This window comes from Neolewinella aquimaris (assembly GCF_014197245.1).
In the GTDB taxonomy this organism is placed as follows: Bacteria; Bacteroidota; Bacteroidia; order Chitinophagales; family Saprospiraceae; genus Neolewinella; species Neolewinella aquimaris.
In genome coordinates this window covers 285,549-310,536 of sequence record NZ_JACIFF010000002.1, presented here as the reverse complement: position 1 = coordinate 310,536, position 24,988 = coordinate 285,549, and the positions used below count along the sequence as shown (strand labels likewise).

Sequence of the window (24,988 nt, the reverse complement as noted above, 5' to 3'; positions counted from 1 at the left end):
AAAGGCGGGGACGAAAACAAAAAGGCCGGAATCTCTAAAACAGACCCCCGAAAAAAAACGTATGTACCGACAAGGGTTCCGATGCAAGGTAACTCACCACTAGACTTTAAAACAAATAATTTGTTTTAAAAAATTTATAAACATTTTAAGTTGTTTCGAACTGTCCGACGCCGGATCACCGTACGTGCTTTTGCACACTGGGGGCTACCGTCGATTATTTCAATTGTTTATATTGGGATTGTCTTTGGATTTCGTGTGGATAGCGAGGCACTACTGAATAAATAAGAGGTATGAATCAGGCAAGCAGCAGCTACCAACGGATATTCCTTGACCGTCTGGGCCAACGATTTGCTTCCCGTAGCCAATTGGTGCAGGAGGTATCTAAAGTATTACACGTAGGGCGCGACGCCGTTTACCGGCGATTGCGGGGCGATACCGCCCTGACTGCCGACGAACTCATGTTACTGGCCAAGACCTTTGAGGTGCGTACGGAGATCAGTCCGCATTCGAAGGGACGGGTGCCCACCCTGCGGTACCCGGAGGGCCGACGCTTCGTGCAGAATGAATTCGACCATTTCATCCACCTCATCAAGGGGTTGGAGGCGATGAAAAATCTGCCGGGGGCCAGGGCCGACATCGCCTCGCCGGAATTGCCCATGTACTACGAGATGGCAACACCGATGCTGCGGAATTTCAAAATATTCATGTTCGGCATCACCACCTGGAATCTGGCGAAGTGGAAAAAGTGCAGTTTTTCTCCGGACCTGATCAGCAAATCGCTGCACGACGTAGTCGATCAGGTGATCCGCGGGTACTACACCGTACCGGCGCGGGAGCTTTGGTCAATCGGTATACTGGACGTCACCTTGCGGCAGATCAATTATCTGGCCCAGGTGGGCAGGTTCGAAAATACGGAGCACCTCTACCAATTGTTTGATGAGTTGTTCCTCATCGTCGATCACCTCGAGAAGATGGTGCATACGGGGAAGCGTTTCCCCCTGGGTGAGACACCGACCGACAATAGTCCGGATTTCCGGGTCTACCATAACGAGCTATCCAATACCAGCAACATTGTGCTGGTGAACTCCGATGTCCGCTCTTACCTGTTCACCACGCTCGTGAATCCGAATTATATCGCCACTTCCGATCCGGAGCTTTGTACGGAAGTACAGCAGTGGTTCGATAACCTGATCGAGTACGGGAGTGCTCTTCACTCCGAAGCCGGCAAGTACGCCGCTCAGTATTTCGGATACCTGCGCAACCAGATCCGGCAGCAGCGGGAACGCATCCTCGTCAGCCAAACCGTATTTTAGCTAGGGTGAAATTGTCCCTATGGTGTTAAAATTTTATAAAAGCACAATTCCAGCGAACTAATTTGCAATCGTCGACGTATTCCCTTTAACTGATAAGTGTAGCAACCAGCATCGCTATCGATATAAGATAATTTTGCATACGTATGGTTGCAGTAATCGCCACTTTATAATGAGTACATGTGCGCTATCTTAGCGCTCTATAATCACTCCCTGATACGGTTTGATATAAAGATTAGGTTTATTTTTCATGAGAGACGCTGTGGACAACACAGTCGTATAACAAGGACCCGGGCAGTTGCGCCCGGGTCTCTTTTTTGGTGCCCAGTCCATTCCTTACCTTTCCGCTATGGAACCGCTCCGTAAAGACAAGCCAGGCCTCGGCCTTTTTCTCCTCATGACGGCCGTCTACTTCGCCAGTTACTTTGGGCTGAAGTACGGGGTGTTCGGGGGCGAGATGCCCGTTCTACTCAACATCCTACTGATCGTTGTATGTCTGGGGCTGGCCTTTTTCGTTCAGCGGCGGGGGAAAAGGGCGAACTAAGCAAGGCAAAACCTATTTTGGGAAGACATCCAACACTAATGTCCTCCATGCCTGAATCATCTACCCGCCGCCGCTTTCTCCGGCAGAGCACTGCGGCCGCCACCGGCCTCCTGTTTGCTCCGGCCCTCATCGGTTGCGGCCGAAACAACGCAGCATCTACCGAAGATTCCCCCGTACCCGCGTCCCCGCCGCCGCAAAACGACCGCAAAATTGGCGTGGCCATCCTCGGTTTGGGGGGTTACGCAAAGGGGCAGATCGCGCCCGCGCTACAGCTGACCCAGCACTGCGAACTGCGTGGCATCATCACGGGCAGTCCCGACAAGATCCCCGAGTGGCAGCAGCAGTACGGGATCAGGGATGAGAACGTATACAGTTACGATACGATGGACGGGATCGCCGATAATTCCGCTATCGACGTGATCTACGTGATCACCCCCACGGCAACCCACCGCGACTTTGCGGTCCGTGCCGCCGCAACCGGTAAGCACGTCTGGTGTGAAAAGCCGATGGCGATGACGCCGGAAGAGTGTCAGGATATCATCGACGCCGCCAGCCGGGCCCAGGTAAAGCTCAGCATCGGCTACCGTATGCTCCACGAGCCGAATACCCGCAAACTGATCCAGCTAACGAAAGATAAGGCCTACGGCGAGCTGCGTTCCGCCAACTCCTACGCCGGCTACGCCGGAAATCCGCCCCCGGCCGATTACTGGCGCGGACAACGGGACATGGGGGGCGGAGCACTCTACGATATGGGCGTATACACGGTCAACGGATTGCGCTACGGAACGCAAATGTCCCCGGCCGCCGTAGTCGAAGCTTTTCAGCGCCGCCAGGAAAGAGCCAACGGCGTCGACCTAACCACAACCTACACCCTGCGCTACCCCAACGGCATGCTCGCCGAGGGGAAAACCAGCGTAGTCGAGGACTACAACCAACTCCACATCGAAGCCGAGAACGGCTGGTACGAGATGAAACCCATGCAACCCTATCAGGGAGTGAAGGGCAGCACCAGCGACGGAAAAACCCTCGGACCGCCGGTTCCCAACCAGCAATCGATCCAAATGGACGACGATGCGCTAGCCATACTTAACGACACCGAAGTAATGGCCCCCGGGACGATGGGGAAGGCCGATATCGCCGTGATCAGGGCAATCATCGAGAGTGCGGAAACGGGAAAGGAGGTGGAAATTTCAAATTGAAAATCTTCAATTTGAAATTTGTTGGTGTACGACGAGCTGACCGGCAAAGTGTACATTTGAAATCTTAACGATCAAATTCCCCGCTTATGTATCCGACCTGGCGCTGGTACGGCCCCGCAGACCCCATCACAATCGACGAAGTAGCCGCCCTCGGTGTGGATGGTGTGGTGACTGCCCTTCATCACATCGAGAACGGAGCAGTCTGGAGCCGTGAGGAGATCCGTAAGCGCAAGCAAGAGCTCGGATCGATGCCGTGGTCGGTGGTGGAAAGCGTGCCGGTACACGAAGGAATCAAACAAAATACGGACGCCGCCCCCGAACTGCTGAAAAATTACCGGCAGTGCCTGGAAAACCTGTCGGCCGAGGGAATAAACACGGTATGCTACAATTTCATGCCCGTACTCGACTGGACGCGCACGCGGCTTGCCGTACCCGTGCCGGGAGGGACGACGGTAGCACTGAACGGCCTCGACCTGGTGGCCTTCGACGTGTTCATCCTGGCGCGCGAGCATGCGGCCGAGGACTATCCGGCGGAAATAGTAGAGCTGGCCGCCGACCACTACGAAGAGATGTCGCGTGAAGACCGCGAGGAAGTAAGTGCCACCATGCTCAAGGGGCTGCCGGGATCGGAAGAAAGCTTTACGTTGGTCACGTTCCGGGATGCCATCGCGCCCTACCTCCACATCAACCGGGCCACCTTCAAGGATAACCTGCGCCGTTTCCTGGAGGAAGTCGTGCCGACGGCCGCCCGGGAGGGCATCAAACTAACCATTCATCCCGACGATCCGCCCTGGCCCGTAGTGGGACTGCCGCGTATCGTTTCCACCGTGGACGACCTGCGCGAGTTGCTGGGCATGGTCGACGATCCGGCCAACGGTCTCTGCCTCTGCACCGGATCATTGGGGTCACGCTCCGACAACGACCTGCCCGCCATGGCCCGTGAGTTCGTGGACCGCATAAATTTCATCCACCTGCGTAACGTGAAACGGGATCTCCACGAAAGCTTCACGGAAAGCGGGCACCTGCAGGGGGACGTCGACATGGCGGCCGTAATGCGGGAACTGTTGCAGCGGGGGGAGAACATTCCCTACCGTCCCGACCACGGCTTTACCATTTTTGACGATCGCAAACGCCGCACCAACCCCGGCTACAGCCTCTACGGTCGTATGCGGGGGTTGGCGGAACTGGAGGGGCTGCGCAGCGGTCTTTCGGCTAGTTTATCAGCGTAACCGAACCCTTGATCGGGACACTCATGCCGTTGCGTAACAGCACCGATCCGACGTAGGCGAATACGGCTCCGGTCATGGGTTTCCCCCGGAAGGTACCGTCCCAGCCCGGGTCTTCTTCGCTGTCCTGTACCCAAATGAGCTCTCCCCAGCGGTCAAAGATCCGTAGGTCCGTTACGGACACTACGCTGCCTCCCCGGTAGACGCGGAACACGTCGTTGATGTCGTCCCCGTTCGGGCTGAAGGCGGTCGGCGCGTAGATGTGCGGCAGTTCGTTTACGGTCACCACTACGCGGTCGCTGATGCTGCAGTTGTCTTCGTTCGTATACGTGACCGTGTATTCGGTCGTAACGGAGGGCGCGGCCGCGGGAGCGGGGCAATCGGTACAGCTGAGTCCCCTGGCGGGAAACCACTCAAAGGTCCCGGAGGTGGAGGAGATTTGCTGGGAGGCGGTATTCAATACAACGGTATCGCCGAGTCGGATGGTGCGATTATCGCTCAGGTCCATGGACACGGGAGTCGGGGCACGGAAAGCGATGGGCTCGAGGGGGAAGATGCAGCCACGGGCATCGACAACCGAAATTCGGTAGATGCCGGCCGTCAGCTTGCTGTACTCCGGGAAGGTCTGCTCCTCGGTGTCGTTGAGTCGGTAAACGTAGGGGGGCACGCCGCCCTTTGCCGTTACCGAAATTGCTCCGCTGTAGGGATTGCCGCATTCGATGGGCAGGGTAGTAGCGGTTGCGTGGAGAGGAGACGGTTCCGTTAGGGTAAAGTCGTACGACACGGTGCAGCCGGTGGCATCGTCGATCTCGACGCGGTACTTACCACCGGCGAGATTGGAGATACCGCGCTTATTGGCCTGCTCCGCGAGCAAGTGACCATCGCGGTACCACCGGTACGAGAAGGGGGCTTGACCGGTAACCGACGAAGTGGCGATGCTTCCGCCGATCCCGCAGCCACCCTCCTCTACAGAATAACTGGCGGTAAACGATTCGCTCGATACCTTGTAGGTAAGCGTCTTCGGGCATCTCACCCCGTCCATCAGCGTGACGGAATAGGTGCCGGCGGTAGTAACCTCAAGCGTAGGAGAATCATCGCCTACCGATTGACCGTTGGCATCCGTCCATTCGTAGACAACCGCGTCGGAATCCGCGACGGTAAGGGAGATGCTACCCGAACTACTATTGCAAACCAGGTTATTGATCTCTACCGCCTCTACCTCGAAGGTGTCGGAGGAGGCGATGTGTATGGTATCCATGCTCATGCCACACTTATTGCCGATAAAGGCAAGCAGTGCGTGCGTTTCTCCCGCTATCACCTTGGTTGTTCCCTGGTTGGCAAGCAACATGCGCTCATCGGGCAGCGAGCGGAAGTACACCTTCGGCGCGTAGGAATTAGAAGTGACCCGCACGGTGACCGTATCGCCTACACAGGGGTTGGCGGGGCTGGTCGTGATCTCATAGGAAAAGGGCGGGTCGATGGCGGCAAGGAATGTTTCCGTGTGCTCTATACAGGCTTCGCTTACGGTCACGGAGTAGGTGCCCGGTTCCACTACGGATAGGCTACCACCGGTGCTTCCGTCGCTCCAACGAAAGGTGGCTCCACTCGTACGGCGGGGGTACACTTCGATGGTATCGCCGGGATTGCAGATTGCCACGGTATCGGGGAACAGGTCCGAAACGATGGGGCGCTGGATATTGACTTCATCAGTCACCGCACAGCCGACGGGGGTAGATACCCGCAGTGCGTAGCGTCCGTCTACCGAGAACCCACCGCGCAAGTTTAACACGGGGCTGGTCTGTCCCACCATGGCGATTCCGTTGCGGTACCACTGGTAGGTAGCACCGAGGGTGGACTGGCCGGTAAGGGTGATTTGCTCGTCACAGACGGTGAGGCCGTCTACCTGTACGGGGCCGGCTACGGGCTCCAGGAAGGCATCCGGTGTATTCAGGATCAGGTTATCGATGAAGTAATAATTGCGGTACAGCCCGCCGTTTGGACGTTCGTGGTCGGGACCGCAGGAGCCGCCGATCGCAAAGCCGGCGTAGGTGTTGCTGGCTACGAAATCGGTCATTACGTCGGTCCAATCCCCTGGAGTTCCGTCTACGGTAACGTTGGTGATCAGTTCGTATCCGGCTGCTTCGACCTCTTCCGGGCAGCTGTAAAATTCCCCGAAGTTCAGTTGACCGCACTCACGTACGCCGTAAATGCTGAGCTCGATGGGGCCCGGCGACTTGATGTCGATGGAGATGGAGTCGTCGACGGCCACCTGTGGTTCCATAAACCCGAGGGAGAAGGTCAGGCGGTAGTTTCTTCCGGTTTCCATGCGCTGGCCGTCGACCAGACAGGCAGCCAGGTATTCCCGGTACTGGCTGGTGGTGGAGCCGTCGCCGTTAACGAAGTTGCGGTTGGGGGCATCCTTAATGCCGACCCAGAACCCACTCACGCCTGTACCACTGGGCAACGGAAGCGGAAGCTTGGCGGGAAAGTAGGGGCCGGCGCCGGGTAGGGTGAAGGCATTCCAGGAATCCGTAGTACCCAGGGAGACCCGCTGCCAACCGGTGAGGCAGTTGGCCTGGTTCACCCCGTCGGGAAGACCTCCGGGCTGGACAGAGGTGCATCCGGCCTGGTCGGCGTTAAAGCTTTCCAGGGATGGATTGGGCAGTAGGGAAGTAATGTCGGAGGAAAGAGCGCAGCTGCAATCTTCTTTATCGTTGAGGTCAACTAAACCGTCGCCATCATCATCGATGGAATTGGAACAGTCTTCTTGTGCGAACAAAGAGGTGCCTACTAAAAAGAAGGCGAGCAGCAACGACCAAGCCCTCATCAAGAGGACGGTTTGGACGGTTGTCACTGTGTTGTGTTTAGTTCAATAGTGTTGTAAGACGCTACAAATATAAAGCAAAACTTTATACGCAGCGCAATATATACACACTAATAAACGTAGCACGCCTCAAATGTTCGCGTCCCGGCGGATTTTTTTACCGGGTGAGGGTCACGGTACCGTGGATTGTCGTGGAGGATCCGTCCCGCAATTGCAACTCTCCCTGGTAGACGTAGACGCCCGCGCGGAGGGGTTGGCCATCGCTGGTTCCATCCCATTCCGCTGCGCTGGCGACCTGCTTTTGCCAGATGAGTCCGCCCCAACGGTCGAACACCTGAAGATCCAGCACGTCCGCAATCATGGGATTGGGGTAAACCGTAAAGTAGTCGTTGATGCCGTCGTTGTTGGGGCTAAACGCGGTGGGAGCGTATACCCGTGGCGTATTGTCAACAAAGATTCGGATGGAATCGGAAAGGCTGCACTGCTCGGAAGAGGTAAAGGTGACGGTGTAGGTGGTCGTAGACACCGGGGTCACGGCTGCGGCAAGCTTTGCGGGGCTTTCGGTCGAAAAAGTCAACTCGTCCTCCGGGGTCCAGTTGAGGGCACCGGTAGTCGGATCGATGCCGGAGATTCGAACGTCCAGATTTGCTGACTCACCGAGGGAAATCTGCTGGTCCGCGCCAGCATCAATCGAGAAGCGGGTCGGCAAATCCACGCGGGTGGGCAGGGGGTAGGATTGGCAGTCAGCGGCGTCGGTGACCGTAATGCGGTGCGCGCCTTCGGTGAGGCCGGTGAACACGGGTTCGGATTGCTGCAGGGTGTCGGCCAGGACGTAGGTGTAAGGTAGGGTACCCCCCCGGGCGGTTACGGTGAGTACGCCGGCAGTATCGGAGTGACATTCGGTTACCGAGGGGACGGCCGTAATTCGGAGAGGTTCGGGACCCGCTACAGCGAAGGCTGTGGTATCGACACACCCCGCCGCATCCGTCACCGCGGCGGCGTAGTTGCCCCTGGGAAGTTGGGTCACTACCGATTGATTTCTGGTGATCGGGGGGGCATCGGGCTCCCTCAACCAGTTCACCGCGTAGGGGGGAGTACCGCCGGTGACCACCGCAATGGCCATGGCGTCGTTGTCACAGGTAACATCGGTTGCGCTTACGCTTAGGGCAAACTGTTGGTTATCGGTGACGTCGTAGCTGAAGGTAGTAGGACAATGGCCCGGCCCGGACAGGGTCACCGAGTAAGTGCCGGGGAATCGGACGACTAGATCGGAAGTCGAATTGCTCATTGGCTGGCCGACCGGATCCGTCCAGGCATAGCTGACGTCGTCGGCACCATCCACCGTCAGTTCGATGCGACCTGAGGGGCCGTGACAGTTCATGTCCGTAACGTTCGCAGAGGCTTCGAAGGGTTGGGCAACGGGGATCGGGATGATGTCCGAAGCGACGCCGCAGGCGGAGATGAGGTAAGCCTGAATCTGGTCCGTCTCGCCCGCTACTACCCGGATTGACTCGTCTTTTTTAGCGTAGTGGCGTTCCCCATTGGGCAGGGAGTACACGGTAAGGGAGGTATACCAGTGGGTGGAAAGCGCTACCTCGACCGTGTCCCCGAGGCATGGGTTGGCCGGGGTTAAGGTATAGGTATGGGGGATTTCGGAGGTGTGCACGGCGGTGAACCGCTCCACCTTTTGGATGCAGGCGGTACTGACGGTGACGGAATAGTCGCCCGGCTCACTCACGGCAAAGGACTCGCCGGTACTGCCGTCGCTCCACTGGTAGGTCGCATTACCGTAGTAGGTGGGGTAGAGGGTTATGGACTCTCCCGGCCGGCATAGTGCTACGGAATCGGGAAACTGATCGAAAACCAGTGGCCGCTGAATAATCACTCCTTCGGTAAGCGCGCAGCCGCCAGCGGTGGATACCCGCATGGTGTATACGCCGTCGGTGTTGAGGTCCGGCGTGATGATCAGTTCGCGGCTGATTGCGCCGGGTAGGGCGATGCCGTCACGGAACCACTGGTAGGTTGCGCCGTCGGTAGGCTGGCCGGTCAGTACGATCTCATCGGCGCAAATGGTTTGCCCGCTTACCGATACGGGACCGGCAACGGGTTGCTCGAAGGCGGTCTTGACGTTCAGGATCAGGTCATCAATGAAGTAGTAGTTTCGGTAAAACCCACCGTCCGGCCGGCCGATGTCGGCCGCGCAGGATCCGCCGATGGCGAAGCCCGCGTAATCCTCGGCGGCCGTAAAGTCCAGGCTGACCGGCGTCCAGGTACCGGGCTCTCCCGAAACTTTTACGTTGGCGATGAGTTCGTAGCCGGCGGCGCCCGCCTCCTCGGGGCAGTCGTAGAAGCCGCCGAAGTCGAGTTGGTCGCAGTTCTTTACTCCATAGATGCCCAACTCTACGGGGCCGGGAGACGCGATGTCCACGACGGCACCGGTGTACTCGATGGTCAGGGTTTGCGGCTCGGTAAAGCCCAGGGAAAAGGTCAGCCGGTACTCCTCCTCTTTGTAGATGGATTCTCCGTCTACCATACAGGCAGCCAGGTACTCCCGGTAGCTCTTAGCGAACGTGCCGTTGCTGTTGCGGAACTGACGGCCGTGGGTATCCTTGACCCCGACCCAGAAGCCGGCCACGCTCGTGCCGCTGGGCAGGGGTTGGGGTAGCTCGGCCGGAAAGGACGGCGACGATCCGGGCAGCGTGAAGGCGTTCCAGGCATCGGTGGTGCCCAGCGAAACCCTCTGCCAGCCCACCAGGCAGTTGGCCTGATTGGTGCCGTCGGGCAGCCCGCCCGGCTGCCGGGAAGCACAACCTTCCTGATCGGAGGCAAACGCTTCCAGGGAGGGGTTGGGCAGTAAAGAAGTGGTCACGGAAGGCAGCAAACAACTGCAGTCGGCCGCGTCGTTCAGGTCGATGAGTCCGTCTCCGTCGTCGTCGACGCCATTGGCGCAGTTTTCTTGGGCAGAGAGGGGAAGGACGAGGGACAACGCAAGCAATGACACGCAAATGCGTGCACGAAATTGTTTTTGGGACAACACAAGTAGAAGGTGTAAGAATGAGAGACGAACAGTACGCAAACGCAGCCTCCGTTAAGCGAAGACTACTAAAGTCAGCTCATTAACTTTTTTTACCCTCCTAAAAGTGTGCAGTCGCTAAAAATGCCAGCGGCGGAATGCCTCGATGGCCTCGTATTCGGTCAGGCCGAGCTGGTTGTAAAGGCGCGCGGTCTCCCGGTTGCGCTGCTCGGCCCGCTGCCAGAACTCCCGTTGGTCTTCGCCCTGGAACATGGCGCCGTCCTTCTGGCTCTGGTGAAAAAAGATTGCGTTGCGTTTGGCTTCGACCTGTGCGGGACTGAGTGGTACGGCCATCTCGATCTCGTGAATGGGCCACTCCTGCCACGCCCCCCGGTAGAGCCACAGCCAGGTATCCGCAATGGCGAGAGAACTGGCATCCTTGAGTTCGGTAAGCGCCCGGAAGATGGCATCCAGGCAAACCTTGTGAGTGCCGTGCGGATCGGCAAGGTCTCCGGCGGCAAAGATCTGGTGGGGACGGACCCGTTCGATCAGTTCACGAACAAGCTGAATGTCCTCCGGCCCGAGGTCGTTCTTGATGTTTTTTCCGGTTTCGTAGAAGGGCATATCCAGAAAGTGGATGTACTCATCGGTCAATCCGGTAAATCGGGCACTGGCAATGGCTTCTCCCCTCCGGATCAGGCCCTTGATCTTGCGCACGTCGAGGGAGTCGGGCTGTCCGCCCTTTCCGTTACGGCTCAGCTCCTCAATGATGAATTCAAGGCGGGCGTTGCCGCTGCCGAAGGACTCGTTCAGGTCACGGGTGAATTCGGCGTACCGCAGGGCATCAACGTCCGAAACGGCAATATTGCCGCTGGTCTGGTAGGCGACGTGTACCTCGTGGCCCTGACTCACTAACCTGGCAAACGTGCCCCCCATCGAGATGACGTCGTCGTCGGGATGTGGGCTGAAGATGATCACCCGCTTGCGTTCCGGATCGGCCCGCTCCGGCCGCTGGGAGTCGTCTACGCCGTATTTACCCCCCGGCCAGCCGGTGATGGTACGCTGCAGGATGTTGAACATCTGAATGTTCAGTTCGTAGGCGGTCCCGTGGAGGGCCAGCAGGTCCGACATGCCGTTGCTGTTGTAATCGCGCTCGGTCAGTTTGAGGATCGGCCGATCGACGTGGCGGCTGAGCCAAATGATGGCCTTACGCTCCTGCGTTTCGGTCCAGTCGCAGGGACCCACCAGCCAGGGCGTGCTGAAGCGGCGCAGGTCGGCACTGGATTCTTCGTCGAGCAGAAACGTAACGTTCGGATGGTCCTGGAGGTAGGTGGCCGGGATTTCGGAGGTGCGTTCCCCCTCGACGGTGCGCTGTATGATCTCCGCTTTCTTGTGCCCCCACGCCAGGAGAACGATTCTGCGTGCCTTATTGATGGTCTGGATGCCCATGGTAATGGCGCGGGTGGGAACGTTGGAAATGCCCTGAAAGTCGCCCGCGGCATCGACCCGCGTCAGGTGATCGAGGGTGATCAGGCGGGTGAGGGAACGGGAATTTGATCCCGGCTCGTTAAACCCGACGTGACCGGTCCGGCCAATACCGAGCAGCTGAAAGTCAAGTCCGCCCGCCTGGTCGATCCTGGCCTCGTAGTCCATGCAGTGTTGGTAGACCTCGTCCAGGGGGATATTTCCCTTCGGAATGTTGATGTTCTTGGGACGTACGTTTACGTGATTGAACAGGTGCTCGTGCATGAAATACCAGTAGGAGTGCCGGCTACCCGGCTCCAACTGAAAGTATTCATCTAGGTTGAAGGTGATCACGTGGGCGAAGTCGAGCCCCTCTTCCTTGTGCATGCGCACCAGTTCGGCATACACGCGGATGGGGGAGGAGCCGGTAGCCAGACCGAGCACGCACTTTTCCCCGCGCCCCGCCTTGGCCCGGATGAGTTGCGCCATTTCGTGGGCTACGGCGATGGAGGCCTTACCCGAATCCTTGAACACTTCGACGTGCATTTTCTCGTAGCGCGTGATGTCGGTGCTGCCGACGTGGCGGTACGAAATATCGGCCGTGGAAGTATCGTGAACGGAGAGCAGATCGAGCATGCGGGTAAACTTAAATTAGCAGGAAAGATAGCCTGCTAAATGGAATTTCACTGCACCCGCGCGCCCGCCCTAAAAGGTTAGCGTAAAGCCTGCTCCGCCCGCTCCGTCGGAATATCCGCCCCCGATGGAAAGGCTCGTCCGGTGGTTATCCGCCCACACCTTGTGGACGTGGGGCACCATGATGCCGAAGAAGGCACCGACCCCGAGGCCGACCACCGAATCGGTAGGGAAGTGTTTGAGGGCACGCACCCGCTGCACGCCTACGAAGGCCGGTGGCAGGGCGGCAAGGGTGAAGGCAATGGCCCGCTGCCCGCCCGTCCACTGGGGATTGTAATCCGACAGCACCTTGGTAAAGAAAAAGGTACCCACCGCCGTGGTGCTGACGTGGCCGCTGAAGAAACCATTGCGGTTGTTACCGGCCCGGCGATCCTCGAAGCTCAACTCGTCGTAGTACGCCACCGGCCGGTACCGGTCAATGAAACGCGGGCCGAGCGGACTGAAGGCGTAGGTAGCCGCGGAAAGCGCGTGGGCCTCCAGGTAGAGCACGGTGATGTCCAGGAAATCCTTGCGAAACTTTCGGCTTACGAAGAGGGTCGCAGGCAGCAGAATGGATACATTGAACACCCGGTCGCTGGCATCCTCCCCCCGAAATCGCTTGAGCGCATCCTGCTCCAGTCCCCAGCGATCGAGGCGGCCCGTTTCGGTCTCCTGTAGGCGGATGAGGGTGGCATCGTCGATGTCCGGTTTCCTTCTCAGGCTTTCGATGCCGGCGGTGCTCCCCAGCATGAGCGCAAGCCCACCGAGGCCTTCGTAGAGCGTCCTAACGCGGTACACCGGCTCGTTCTGCGGGTCGGGCGGGGAACTTTGCTGGGCGAAAAGTGGGGAGAAGGACAGAATCAGGCAAAAGCCGGGTATAAATCGGAACATCCAGTCGGGGTTAAATTAATCTACCAACTGAATTCCGCCGACCGGGGTTCGTTCGGGTCAGTACCGCAGCACCAGGGAAAATCCGCCCGCTCCACCACCGTATACCGGTTGTACGACCAGGTCGCTGGCGTAGCGCTTTTTCCACCACTTGTGCAGCGACGGGACGCCGATGCCACTGATGGCGCCCACCCCGAGGCCGATGAAAACGTCGGAGGGGTAGTGCTTGACCCCCTTGATGCGCAACCACCCGCCGTAGAGGGAGGGCAGGGTAGCGCCGGTGTACAGCAGAATACGCTGGCCGGTAGTAAAGTCGGGGTTGTAATCGTCGATCATACGGGCCATGAAGTAAAAGCCGGTGGACATCGTAGATACGTGGCCGCTGAAGGTGCTGTTGCGGTTGTTGCCGTCGGTTTCCCGGTCGACGTCGATCCCGTCGTAGTAAACTACGGGTCGAAAGCGGTCGATCCCGGTGGGGCCAAAGGGAGCGAAACCATAAAAGAGCCCCTGCGTCGTCTGCGCCTCCAGGTACATCAGCGTAATGTCGAACCAGTCGCGGCGGTACTTCTTCCAGAAGAACAGGGCGAAGGGCGCCAGTTGTCCGGTGTTAAAGAAGTAGTCGGACTGGATCAGCGCCTGTTTGTGCTTGTCGTAATCACGGGTCACGGCGATCCGGTCGAAGCGATTGATGTCGTTCTTGTCCAGGTTCTGAATGACCTCCACGGGAATATCCGGCTTGTCCTGCAGGGCGATCAGGCGCTGCTGGCTCACGTAAGCCCCGCCCGCGATGAGGGGGATGCTCACCAGCGGATTAACCGCGTAGCGTTCCGAAGAACGGAAGACGGATAGAAAACCTCCCTGCTGGGTGGAAGTGGAATCCGAGACCGTGGTCTGGGCGGGCAGTAGGCTGCCGGTCGTCAGGACCAGGCACAACAGTAGGTGACGCATAGGTGAGGTTTACGACTGGAAGATGCTCTTTAGTATCTCCACCGTGATCAAATAGGTCGGTTTCACTCCGTCGACGCCGAGGCTGCCGCTGGCCAGGGTATGCCCGGTCACGAGGGGGTTGTCGCTGGCATAGTAGGCATACCGGAGCCGCAGGTCCGGGTTGACGCTCTTGCGAATGTGGGTAGCCGCCTGGATCGCCTTTTGGTAGTGGGCGCCCTCCATCTCCAGTCCGACGGCCCGCCAGCTGCTCTCCACGAAGTATTCGAGGATCTGGCGGTTCTGGAGGCTGGTGCCGAGCACCGTTACCATCGGGCCGGCGAAAACTCCCAACCCGTTGTTTTCGAAGCGATCGGCGGTAAAGTCGTTCACGAAGGGGTAGTTATCGGCCGTTCCCTCGAAGATGTGGGCGTCGGGGATCATCAGGTCGCCCTTGATGCCCTCCAGGATGCCGGCCTTCCCCATGATGTTGATGCTGGCCACGGGCATGTCGTAAACCTTGTCGGAGCCCGGCACGTGGTAGGGGCGCAGCAGCTCGTCCATACTCTCGTAGGCCTGCTCTCCGAAGGCGTAGTCCATCACCAGGATCACCGGCGCGGTATCGGGGGCGGGGGCCGGGGAGAATTCCAGTTCGGCGCTGATCAGTTTGGGGTCCATGGCGGCCGTATCGAAGATCTGCACGCCGATGTTGCTGCCGCTGGTGTCGACGAGTTCCGTCATTCCGTTCTTCAGGGCCATGGTGGTGACCGTCTGCCGGAGCGGCCGGTGTTCGGGCTGGGAAAGTGCCCGGGCTACATCAAACACGGAGCGGCTGCCGCGCAACTTTTGGGCGGTGGCCGCGGGAGCAAAGAGGGCATTCATTGTGCTGTGCAGATTGGCACTCACGATGTGCAGGGGTCGCTCGATGAGTCCCCGTTCGAGCAGGACTTCCTTGACCGCTTCCGCCCACAGTTCACCGTAGTAGTGGTGACCCGTTTTTTCGCGCAGGGAGCTGGAGAAGGAAATTTCGCGATCCAGGTCGGATTCGATCTCGTCCTTGGCCATTTGCCCCAGCCAGTAAGTGATCTGGAACAGGGAGTTGACCATATCCTCCTCCGCGAACCGGCGGCAGGCGTGGACGATCTCGTCGTAGGTCCGGCCCAGCAGGGTGCTGAGGTAGGTGTAGGCGGTTTCGATTTTAAATTCTTCCCCCTTTTTTTCCTTCTCAACGATCTCGGCCAGCAATCGCCATTCCCGTTTCTGCCGTCCCTTGCTGTCGAGGCTGTTGCGGTAGATCTTATTGGCTTCGGCGTAGAGGAAGGTGAGGTGGGTAAGGATGTCGTAGATGTCGCTGCGCCCGCGGGTCATCTCGATGTACATCTCCAGGGTATCGATGCGGTAGGCGTTGCGGCGGCGCTTGGGGGGCACGATGGGTTCGAAGTGGCTGTGCTCGTACCCCTCGCGCGTGATGAGGCGAATGAAGCGGCACTCCTCGATGCCCTGGGGCAGGCGCTGAAAGACGTAGTGCAGGCCGTTCAGTTCCACCCGCTCCTGGTCCGTGATGGACCCGTAGATCTCGGGGCGCAGGATCATCAGGTTATCGAGCAGGGTCTTACCGCTCATGCCGCCGGGTTTGTAGCTGCCGCGGATGAGCAGGTGGCGCATGGCGATGTAGAGGCGCTGTACGGCGGCCCGGCTTTCCTGGGCACGCGAGCGGTTCTGACTGGGTTGCATCATGCCGCAAAGGTAATTATCCGGGAGCAGCGTCATAGGGGCGGGTGAAAAGTGTATAAAAAACGACATTGTACCGGCCCCGACAGTGAAGCGTGTGCAATCGCCCGAACCCCGTGTTAGTAAGGTATACGGCGGTGATTGCGGTCCGGACGACACGCCAGATCGGTAGCGAAAAACAAAGTGATACCGGTTTTGCGTAGCTTTGCCGAACGTAAAAAGAACGAATTTGTGACCGCGTTTAATTTCGACCGTTCGCCTGCCCACCGGGCCCCCGCAAACTGGTCCCTGATTCCCGGCAGGGGAGATAAATGCGATCTCACGTCATTTTGGTCGCCCGGCCACTAACATTTGTTCGCTTTCGCCCTTTTAGTATAAGCCCTTTCAAAATAATCGCCCCATGACTGCAATGTCCACCGCCGCTCAGACCACCACAGACGAGCAGCGGGAAATGATCCGGCAGAGCGCCGCCGATTTCGCCCGCACCCACATCTTCCCCCACGTCATGGACTGGGACGAACGCCAGCACTTCCCCCGGGAACTCTTCCACCAGATGGGCGAGTACGGCTTCATGGGAGTACTGGTCCCCGAACAGTACGGTGGTACCGGACTGAGCTACGCCGAATACATCACCGTGATCGACGAGATCGCCCAGGTTTGCGGCAGCATCGGACTCAGCGTCGCGGCCCACAACTCCCTGTGTACCAACCACATTCTCCAGTTTGGAAGCGAAGCGCAGAAGAACAAATACCTGCCCGCCTTGGCCAGCGGCGAACACTTGGGTGCCTGGGGACTTACCGAGCCCAATACCGGTTCCGACGCCGGTCGCATGCGTACGGTAGCGGAGCGCCAGGAAGATGGCGGATACATCCTGAACGGCGCCAAGAACTTCATCACCCACGGTATCAGTGCCGAAGTGGCCGTAGTGATCGCCCGTACCGGAGAGTTGCTCGACAGCCACGGCATGACGGCCTTCATCGTCGAGCGCGGCGACGAAGGATTCCGCGGTGGTAAGAAGGAAGACAAACTTGGCATGCGTGCCAGTGAAACGGCCGAAATCATCTTCGAGAACTGCTACCTCCCCGCCGACCGCATTCTCGGGGAAGTAGGCGAAGGATTCATTCAGAGCATGAAGATCCTCGACGGCGGGCGCATCAGCATCGCCGCCCTTAGCCTCGGTATCGCCAAGGGGGCTATGAAGGCCGCACTAGCCTACAGCCAGGAACGCGAACAGTTTGGAAAGGCCATCAGCCGCTTCCAGTCCATCGCCTTCAAACTCTCCGATATGGCCACCGAGATCGAGGCTTCGGAGCTGCTGACCCGCAATGCGGGCCGGCTCAAGGACGCCGGTCTGCCCATGACTCGCGAATCGGCCATGGCCAAACTATTCGCCTCGGAAACCTGCGTTCGGGTAGCGAACGATACCGTGCAGATTTTCGGCGGATATGGATTTACCAAGGAATATCCTGCCGAGAAATACTACCGCGACTGTAAATTGTGCACGATCGGCGAAGGAACTTCCGAGATTCAACGTTTGGTCATCAGCCGTGAGCTGTTGAAGAAGTAACACTTTATGTCGCCTTTGCCAATACTGGATTTTTTCAGGCTGATCCGCTTGCAAAACTTGCTGGTCGTTGCCCTAACCCAGATATTGGTGTATTACCGGATCATCCTTCCCGCCCTCGACGTCGAGGGGATCGAAGGGGTCCTGCGCCCGTGGAAATTTTTCGAGCTCTGCCTGGTCACCCTCGCCATCACCGCATCGGGCTACCTGATCAACGACTTGCGCGACGTTAGAATCGATGCCATCAACCGGCCCGGAAAGAACATGGTACTCAAGATCGGGCGGCACAACGTGCAGTGGCTCTTCGCGGCTATGGTCTTTGTCGGTTACCTGTTTGCCCTCTTGCTCGCCTTGCGTCTGCATGAGTTGCAACTGCTGTTCATCTTCCCCCTGGCGATCGGCATTCTGGCCCTCTACAGCGCCACCCTTAAGAAACTTCCCTTCGTAGGAAATCTACTGGTGGCGCTGTACTGTGCCGGCGTGCCCGGTATCCTGGTGCTTACGGAACGCCGCGCGCTGTCTGCCCTCATCGACCTCAATCCGTCGCTCGGACTGGACACCGTGCGGGTCTGCATCCTGTTTATGGCCTTCGCCTTCGTGGCAACCCTCCTGCGGGAATTGGTGAAGGACCTGGAGGACATTCGCGGCGACCGCCAGGAGGGTCGTCGGACGCTACCGGTACTGCTTGGTGTGGCGACCAGCCGTCGGTTGGCGCTGGTGCTGGGCATTATGGTCATACTTAGCATTCTGAGTCCCGTTTTCCTGGGCTGGCCGGCCTTCATGCAACCTCCCATGCTGATCTGTATCGGCATCTTGTTGCTGGCCATCACGGCCATTTTGCTGCAACTGGCCCGGGCCCGGCAGCAGGTGGACTACCACCAACTCAGCATGGAAATCAAATTTCTGCTCATCGGGGGGCTCGGCCTGCTCATTTTTTTCTAGGTGAACTACTACGCTCATCCTACGGCGGTCATCGACCCGGGTGCCCGCGTCGGAGCCGACTGTAACGTATGGCACTTCAGTCACCTGATGCCCGACTGCGAATTGGGCGAGCGGTGCAACATCGGACAGAACGTTTTCATCGCCGGCGGGGTACGGCTGGGCCATGGGTGCAAGGTGCAGAACAACGTGAGTCTGTACGCCGGGCTCCAGGTGGGAAACAACGTGTTTATCGGTCCGTCGGCTGTCTTTACCAACGTCCGCAATCCGCGCTCGGCCATTGATCGCCGGGGGCAGTACACCCCGACCGTGCTTGCCGATGGGGTAACGATCGGGGCCAATGCCACCATCGTTTGCGGAGTGACCCTTCACGAATACGCCTTCGTCGGTGCCGGTGCGGTGGTGACCGCAGACGTAGCCGCTTTCGGTCTGGTGGTCGGCACTCCGGCCCGTTTGCTGGGATACGTAAGCGCGGCGGGCCACCGCCTGCATTTCGACACCGCGGGGATTGCCACCTGTCCGGAAACCGGTGAAACATACGTGCTTAGGGAAGAGGGGGTCGTCCGCCAATCGGCCTGATTTTTGGGCGGGAACGCAGGAGCGGTGCAAAACACTAACTTCGCCCCCCGCAACATCACCCGTAACCACCCTTAGTTATGCCCATTCGTTTTGCCGTTGTCGGACTCGGCCACATCGGGCGGCGCCACGCAGCGCTGATCGGTGCCCACCCGGAGGCTGATCTGGTAGCTGTGTGCGACATTCTGCCCCGGGGTTCGGTCCGGTGGCCGGAGGGGGTCGACCGGGAGATCGCCTACGACAGCGATCTGGCGGCCCTACTGCAGCGGGTAGCTTTTGATGTGGCCTGTATCTGTACTCCGAACGGGCTGCATGCTGTCCAGACCCAACAGTGCCTCGCAGCGGGACGACACGTAGTAATTGAAAAACCGATGGCGCTTTCGGTTGCGGAATGTGATGCGTTGATCGCGGCGTCAAATCAGTACCAACGCAAAGTATTTGGCGTGATGCAGAATCGGTACAGCCCCGCCTCGTCGTGGCTGAAGGAGATCGTCGATGCGGGCACGCTGGGGGAAATATTACAGGTACACCTGGACTGCTACTGGAACCGCGACGAGCGCTATTATCTGCTGCCGGATGGAAGTTCACACCCCTGGCACGGGCGGAGCGATCTCGATGGTGGAGTGCTCTTTACGCAGTTTGCCCACTTCATTGACCTGCTCTGCTGGACCTTTGGGGAGATCACGGTAGATCGGGTCAAGTTGGCAAACCAAACACACTGCTCGATTCACCCGTTCGCGGATTCCGGCATGGTCCACTTCGGTCTGCCGGGCGGGGGGATGGGGAGTCTCAACTTCAGCACGGTTATTTGGGACCGGAACTTTGAGTCTACGCTCACCGTGATCGGTACCCGGGGTACGGTAAAGCTGGGGGGGCAGTACATGAACGAGTTACGGTACTGCCACGTCGAGGGACTCATTGCTCCTGCGCTCCCGCCCAGTGCTCCCCCTAACAGCTACGGCCCCTACCAGGGGTCGGCCGCCAACCATCACTTCGTCATCGACAATGTGGTGGATGTGCTCAACAACGGCGCAGAGGTAGCCACTACGGCGGAGGAGGGACGTACGGTGGTGCGGGTCATCGAGGCGATCTACCGGGCCGGGTCAGAGCCAGCGTAAACCCGGCGAACCACCGCGTTCACCCACTACGATGGCATACTGCTCGTAGAGTCGGCCGATCTCACGGGGTGCGGTGGGCCGGCCGTCGAGAATACAGAAACCCGTTTCGGACGGCCAGACTCCTGCGGGATCCTCACCGGAAGCGGGTACGTATTCCAGTTGGAGTTGGTCGAGAAGGACTTGCAGCGTATCGTTGCGCGCCTGGTTGACGGTTGGGGCGAGCGGGCGAGATTGGGGGTTGTGCGCCGTCAGAATGGCGTACCGGAAGGCGGATCGTTCGGACAGCCAGCGGTCAAATTCAGGGTGGGGCTCACCTATTTTCAGGGAAATGCCGTTTACGGTGTAGCGGGCATTCAGGTACGCCTGTTCCAGGAGTTGCTCTTCGGGAGAGCGCGATTCGTCTTTTGTCAACTGAAGCATAAGCGATTGGTGCGTACCTTTGCGGCCCCAAAAGGAACCCGTCAGTACCCGTCAGGTTCCCCTTAGATACGGAAAAAGAACAACCTATGGAGATGGACAGAACTTCCATCATTGGTATCGTCCTCATCATGCTGCTCTTCCTGGCCTGGCAGTACGTGGCCGCGCCCAGTGCCGCCGAGATCGAGATGGAGCAGCGTTACCAGGATTCCATCGCTGCCCTGAGCGAAGCCGAACTGCGGGCAGGGGAGGAGCTGCCGGCCCAAACCGACGTTGCATCACCGGCGGAGCTCTCCGACTCACTGCGCCAGGTGCAGTACGGTAGCCGCTTCGGCGCCTTCGCCACCGCCGCCGCCGGAACCGCCCAGGACATCGTGATCGAGAACGACCTGATGAAGGTAACCTTCAGCACCAAGGGCGGAACCATTCGCCAGGCGGAACTCAAAAACTACGCCAAGGTCGTGGAAAGGGAGGGTAAGGAAGAACTGCACCTTCCGCTACTCCTGCTCGAGGACGAAAAGAACAAATTCGAGTACATCATACCCGTCAACGGCGTGGCCGGCGACGGCGTACGGACGAGCGACCTCTACTTCACGCCCACCGTAGAGGGAGAAACCCTCACCATGCGGGCCCCGGTGGAGGGCGGCGGTTACTTCGAACAGCGGTACACCCTGACCGACGGTACCTACCTCATCGACTACGACATTCGCTTCGAAGGGCTCAACACCGTCATGGCAAATACCGACGGCACGGTGCGTCTTCACTGGGAAAATCACCTCGACAAGATCGAGAAGAACAGCCAGTACGAGGCCAGCTACTCGACCCTGTACTACAAGCCCGTCGACGACGATACCGACTACTGCTCCTGTACCAGCGACGACACCGAAACGCTCGACGACCAGCCCCTGAAGTGGGTGGCGGGCAGCCAGCAGTTCTTTACCTCCGCCCTGATCGCGGACGATCGCTTCAGCAGTGCGGTCCTCACTACGGTAGCCGACGAGGACAGACTCAGCGACGACGAGCTCAAGCTGCTGGTCTCCGACCTCAACCTACCAATCGGCAGCTCCGCATCGGAAACCTTCGGTATGTCATTCTACGTCGGTCCTAACGAGTTCGAGCGGCTACGGGCCATCGGCTACGATTTATCGGACGTGGTCAGTTTCGGCTCCTCGATCTTCGGTACCATCAATCGCTGGGTGATCCGGCCGCTGTTCAACTTCCTGTCGGGCTTCATCGGCAACATGGGCATCGCGATCCTTGTCCTTACCCTGCTGGTCAAAATGCTGGTCTACCCACTGACCTACAAGATGCTGGTGAGCAATCAGAAAATGCAGGTGCTGAAGCCGGAGATCGAAAAGATCAAGGCCAAGCACAAGGACGATTCCCAATCCGCCCAGGTCGAGACCATGAAACTGTACCAGGAATACGGGGCCAGTCCACTCGGCGGCTGTCTGCCGATGGTGTTACAGATGCCGATCTGGTTTGCCCTCTACCGCTTCTTCCCGGCCTCGATCACCTTCCGCCAGGAGAACTTCCTCTGGGCCAATGACCTGAGCACCTACGACAGCATCATGCGCCTGCCGGAGTGGATTCCCTTCATGCAGGGTCACCTGAGCCTGTTTGCCGTGCTGTGGGCCATCACCACCGTGATCTACGCCTACTACAACAGCCGCCACATGGACTACTCGGCCCAGCCGATGATGAAGTATTTTCAGTACATCATGCCCGTGATGTTCCTGGGCTTCTTCAACAGCTTCGCGGCCGGTCTGACGTGTTACCTGTTCTTCAGCAACGTATTCAACATCGCCCAGACGCTGGTCACCAAGAACTTTATCATCGACGACGATAAGTTGCGGGCCAAGCTCAACGCGAATAAGGAAAAGCCGAAGAAAAAGGGTGGCTTCAGTGCCCGCCTGCAGGAAGCCCTCAAGGAGCAGCAGCGCCAACAATCTTCCGCTCAGTCTAAGAAAAAGTAAGTCCGTCGACCATGCGCAAACTGGCCCTTCTGTATTTGCTGTTCGCGCTGACCTTTTCCTGCTCCCGTCAGCCGACCCGCGTAGCATCCACGCCGCCCCCTCCGGCCGTGCCAAAACCGGAGGCCGGGACTACGGACGTTGCAATCTCCGATCAGTTGCCGGAGCGACCCGCGGTGCCGGAAGCACAGGGGAAGCGCAGGCTGGACGACGATGATAAGCAGGCCGTCCGCGATATGATGGATCGCCGCAATACCGCTCGCCCCGCAACAGGCGCTCCCGTAGGTGCCGAAGTCGCTCCCAGCGAAACCGCCGTTGCCGAGGTGGCACCGGTCATGGAATTTTTTAAGTCGGCCTGTTACGGCGACTGCGACGTGTACACCCTACGCGTCATGCCGGACGGGCTCCTACTGCTTTCCGTCCGTAACGGCTTGATGGGCAAGGGGACTTACCAGCGTGAGCTCGATGGGTTTGCCGCGCGGGAGCTGAGTGCCGGAATCGATAGCCTCCGTACACTGACGTTTGCGCCCCTTTACCCGGAAGAGGACGAGTTGCCTACCGACCTCCAGTTCACCCGACTGATGCTGCCCGATGTGGAGGGTAGGCCGCGTACCGTAACGGTGTACTACGATGCTCCCGCCGCGCTTCGTCGCTTCATTGACCGGGTGGAAACGTTGGTGGACAACGAAATTTGGCGTTCTTTGCCGTCTCCCCGGCGCTAACCTACCACAACCCATAAAGCTATGTCCGATAACAAGATCATCTTCTCCATGGAACGGGTCTCCAAGACCTTCCCCGGAGCCAACAAGAAAGTACTCAACAACATCTGGCTGAGTTTCTTCTACGGCGCCAAGATCGGTGTGCTGGGCCTCAACGGTTCCGGTAAATCGACCCTGCTGAAGATCATCGCCGGCGTGGATAAAAATTACGAAGGCAACGTCGTCTTCGACGGCACCTACAAGATCGGTTACCTCGAACAGGAGCCGACCCTGGATCCCACCAAGACCGTGCGCGAGATCGTGGAGGAGGGCGTGCAGGAGACCGTCGACCTGATGAAGGAATACGATGCCGTGAACCTGAAGTTTAGCGAGCCCATGAGCGACGATGAGATGAACAAACTCATCGAGCGGCAGGGCGAACTCATGGAGCAACTGGAAAATCGCAACGCCTGGGACCTCGACAACCGCCTGAATACGGCCCTGGATGCCCTGCGCTGTCCGCCGGATGATGCCAAGGTAGCCGTACTCTCAGGTGGTGAGCGCCGCCGCGTCGCCCTGGCCCGCTTGCTGCTCAGCAACCCCGACATCCTGCTGCTCGACGAGCCCACGAACCACCTGGATGCCGAGTCGGTCCACTGGCTGGAACAGTACCTCCAGAGCTTTCCCGGCACCGTCATTGCCGTAACCCACGACCGCTACTTCCTCGACAACGTAGCCGGCTGGATCCTCGAACTCGACCGCGGCGAGGGCATCCCCTGGGAGGGCAACTACAGCAGCTGGCTGGAACAAAAATCGCAGCGCCTCGCCCAAGAGGAAAAGCAGGAGAGCAAGCGACAAAAGACCCTCAAGCGCGAGCTCGAGTGGATCAAGATGGCCCCCAAGGCCCGGCAGAGCAAGGGCAAGGCCCGCCTCAACGCCTACGACAAGCTCGCCGGCGACGAAGGCAAGGAACGGGAGAAAAACCTGGAGATTTACATTCCACCCGGACCCCGCCTCGGCGATGTCGTGATCGAAGTCGAGCAGTTGAAAAAAGGCTTCGGCGACCGTCTCCTCTTCGACAATGCCACCTTCACCATCCCGAAGAACGCCATTGTGGGAATCCTCGGTCCGAACGGCGTCGGTAAATCGACCTTCTTCCGTTTGCTCGTCAACGAGCAGGAACCCGACGGCGGCGAGATCCGGATCGGCGATACCGTCGAGATCAGCTACGTCGACCAGGCCCACACCCAGCTGCAGGACGGCAACAAGACGATCTACGACGTAGTGAGCCAGGGGCACGATATGATCGAGGTCGGCAACTCCAGCGTTAACGCCCGCGCCTACCTAAGCCGCTTCAACTTCGCCGGTGCCGATCAACAAAAGAAAGTAGGCGTCCTCTCCGGCGGTGAGCGCAACCGCCTGCAACTGGCCATGACCCTGCGCGAGGGCGGCAACGTGCTCCTCCTCGATGAGCCCACCAACGACATCGACATCAACACCCTGCGGGCACTGGAGGACGCCCTTGACAGTTTTGCCGGCTGCGTACTGGTCATCAGCCACGACCGCTGGTTCATCGACCGCCTGGCCACCCACATCCTCAGTTTCGAAGACGAAGGCAACATCCGCTTCTTCGAAGGCAACTACTCCCAGTACGAAGCCGCCAAAAAGGCCGAACTGGGTGACGTAACCCCGAAACGGCCCCGCTTCAAGAACGTGATCAACCGGTAACCCTCGTCGGCCGAGCGAACCCCTCGTCGGCCGAGCGAGGCACGAGCTTCGTCCGCCGAGTACCTTGACTTAGCCGGCGGACGAGCTTAGGCTCGGCCGACGGCATTCCCTCGTCGGCCGAGCGAGGCACGAGCTTCGTCCGCCGAGTGAGATTGAACCTCCACCCCTAGTCGGCGGACG

18 protein-coding genes are annotated in these 24,988 nt (G+C 58.9%); 11 read left to right on the top strand and 7 right to left on the bottom strand.

The window, feature by feature from the left end:
* The first annotated feature begins 290 nt into the window (after nucleotides 1-290).
* The 4 genes from GGR28_RS05875 to uxuA all read left to right on the top strand — a co-directional run bounded on the left by GGR28_RS05875 (nucleotide 291) and on the right by uxuA (nucleotide 4,282).
* A complete protein-coding gene (locus GGR28_RS05875) occupies nucleotides 291-1,313 on the top strand; it encodes a hypothetical protein (protein WP_183494812.1) in 1,023 nt (340 codons plus the stop codon).
* Between the two features lie 346 nt (nucleotides 1,314-1,659).
* Nucleotides 1,660-1,854, top strand: a complete 195-nt coding sequence (locus tag GGR28_RS05870) for a hypothetical protein (protein WP_183494811.1) — start codon at nucleotides 1,660-1,662, stop codon at nucleotides 1,852-1,854.
* 47 nt (nucleotides 1,855-1,901) lie between these two features.
* Nucleotides 1,902-3,053: a Gfo/Idh/MocA family protein gene (locus GGR28_RS05865; RefSeq protein ID WP_183494810.1), complete on the top strand. Its 1,152-nt coding sequence runs from the start codon at nucleotides 1,902-1,904 to the stop codon at nucleotides 3,051-3,053.
* Between the two features lie 86 nt (nucleotides 3,054-3,139).
* On the top strand, nucleotides 3,140-4,282 hold the full coding sequence (gene uxuA / locus GGR28_RS05860; RefSeq protein ID WP_183494809.1) for a mannonate dehydratase: 1,143 nt from the start codon (nucleotides 3,140-3,142) through the stop codon (nucleotides 4,280-4,282).
* On the opposite strand, the gene GGR28_RS05855 is transcribed toward uxuA, so the two are convergent.
* The 6 genes from GGR28_RS05855 to GGR28_RS05830 all read right to left on the bottom strand — a co-directional run bounded on the left by GGR28_RS05855 (nucleotide 4,266) and on the right by GGR28_RS05830 (nucleotide 15,801).
* Entirely contained in the window at nucleotides 4,266-7,058 is a 2,793-nt protein-coding gene (locus GGR28_RS05855; RefSeq protein WP_183494808.1) for a T9SS type B sorting domain-containing protein, read from the bottom strand. The two genes, uxuA and GGR28_RS05855, sit on opposite strands and share 17 nt — an antisense overlap.
* Nucleotides 7,059-7,260: 202 nt before the next feature.
* Nucleotides 7,261-10,104 carry a gliding motility-associated C-terminal domain-containing protein gene (locus GGR28_RS05850; protein ID WP_183494807.1) on the bottom strand — a complete coding sequence of 948 codons (2,844 nt, stop codon included), beginning with the start codon at nucleotides 10,102-10,104 and terminating at the stop codon, nucleotides 7,261-7,263.
* 150 nt (nucleotides 10,105-10,254) lie between these two features.
* Nucleotides 10,255-12,216 carry a glucosamine-6-phosphate deaminase gene (gene nagB / locus GGR28_RS05845; RefSeq protein WP_183494806.1) on the bottom strand — a complete coding sequence of 654 codons (1,962 nt, stop codon included), beginning with the start codon at nucleotides 12,214-12,216 and terminating at the stop codon, nucleotides 10,255-10,257.
* A gap of 69 nt (nucleotides 12,217-12,285) precedes the next feature.
* The gene (locus GGR28_RS05840; protein WP_183494805.1) at nucleotides 12,286-13,143 is read right to left on the bottom strand and encodes a phosphatase PAP2 family protein; all 858 of its coding nucleotides are present in this window, start codon (nucleotides 13,141-13,143) and stop codon (nucleotides 12,286-12,288) included.
* 57 nt (nucleotides 13,144-13,200) lie between these two features.
* Entirely contained in the window at nucleotides 13,201-14,088 is an 888-nt protein-coding gene (locus GGR28_RS05835) for a phosphatase PAP2 family protein (protein ID WP_183494804.1), read from the bottom strand.
* A gap of 9 nt (nucleotides 14,089-14,097) precedes the next feature.
* The gene (locus GGR28_RS05830; RefSeq protein ID WP_246416368.1) at nucleotides 14,098-15,801 is read right to left on the bottom strand and encodes a DUF6909 family protein; all 1,704 of its coding nucleotides are present in this window, start codon (nucleotides 15,799-15,801) and stop codon (nucleotides 14,098-14,100) included.
* A 394-nt stretch (nucleotides 15,802-16,195) separates the two neighbouring features.
* Between GGR28_RS05830 and GGR28_RS05825 the strand changes: the two genes are divergently transcribed.
* The 4 genes from GGR28_RS05825 (at nucleotide 16,196) to GGR28_RS05810 (ending at nucleotide 19,992) form a co-directional block, all read left to right on the top strand.
* Nucleotides 16,196-17,362, top strand: coding sequence for an acyl-CoA dehydrogenase family protein (locus GGR28_RS05825; RefSeq protein WP_183494803.1), 1,167 nt, complete (start codon nucleotides 16,196-16,198; stop codon nucleotides 17,360-17,362).
* 6 nt (nucleotides 17,363-17,368) lie between these two features.
* Complete coding sequence (locus tag GGR28_RS05820; RefSeq protein WP_183494802.1) at nucleotides 17,369-18,301, top strand: UbiA family prenyltransferase; 933 nt, start codon at nucleotides 17,369-17,371, stop codon at nucleotides 18,299-18,301.
* Nucleotides 18,302-18,877 (top strand): acyltransferase, encoded by a 576-nt coding sequence (locus GGR28_RS05815; RefSeq protein WP_183494801.1) that lies wholly within the window; start codon nucleotides 18,302-18,304, stop codon nucleotides 18,875-18,877. It abuts the gene before it with no gap.
* Nucleotides 18,878-18,954: 77 nt separating this feature from the next.
* Entirely contained in the window at nucleotides 18,955-19,992 is a 1,038-nt protein-coding gene (locus tag GGR28_RS05810) for a Gfo/Idh/MocA family protein (protein WP_183494800.1), read from the top strand.
* On the opposite strand, the gene GGR28_RS05805 is transcribed toward GGR28_RS05810, so the two are convergent.
* Nucleotides 19,978-20,412 (bottom strand): DUF3293 domain-containing protein, encoded by a 435-nt coding sequence (locus tag GGR28_RS05805; RefSeq protein ID WP_183494799.1) that lies wholly within the window; start codon nucleotides 20,410-20,412, stop codon nucleotides 19,978-19,980. The two genes, GGR28_RS05810 and GGR28_RS05805, sit on opposite strands and share 15 nt — an antisense overlap.
* A gap of 92 nt (nucleotides 20,413-20,504) precedes the next feature.
* Here GGR28_RS05805 and yidC point away from each other — a divergent pair, with 92 nt between their 5' ends.
* The 3 genes from yidC to ettA are packed head-to-tail and all read left to right on the top strand — an operon-like array spanning nucleotide 20,505 to nucleotide 24,808.
* Entirely contained in the window at nucleotides 20,505-22,385 is a 1,881-nt protein-coding gene (gene yidC, locus GGR28_RS05800) for a membrane protein insertase YidC (RefSeq protein ID WP_246416360.1), read from the top strand.
* Nucleotides 22,386-22,396: 11 nt separating this feature from the next.
* Nucleotides 22,397-23,104 carry a DUF6438 domain-containing protein gene (locus GGR28_RS05795; protein ID WP_183494797.1) on the top strand — a complete coding sequence of 236 codons (708 nt, stop codon included), beginning with the start codon at nucleotides 22,397-22,399 and terminating at the stop codon, nucleotides 23,102-23,104.
* 21 nt (nucleotides 23,105-23,125) lie between these two features.
* On the top strand, nucleotides 23,126-24,808 hold the full coding sequence (gene ettA, locus GGR28_RS05790) for an energy-dependent translational throttle protein EttA (RefSeq protein WP_183494796.1): 1,683 nt from the start codon (nucleotides 23,126-23,128) through the stop codon (nucleotides 24,806-24,808).
* Nucleotides 24,809-24,988: the final 180 nt, after the last annotated feature.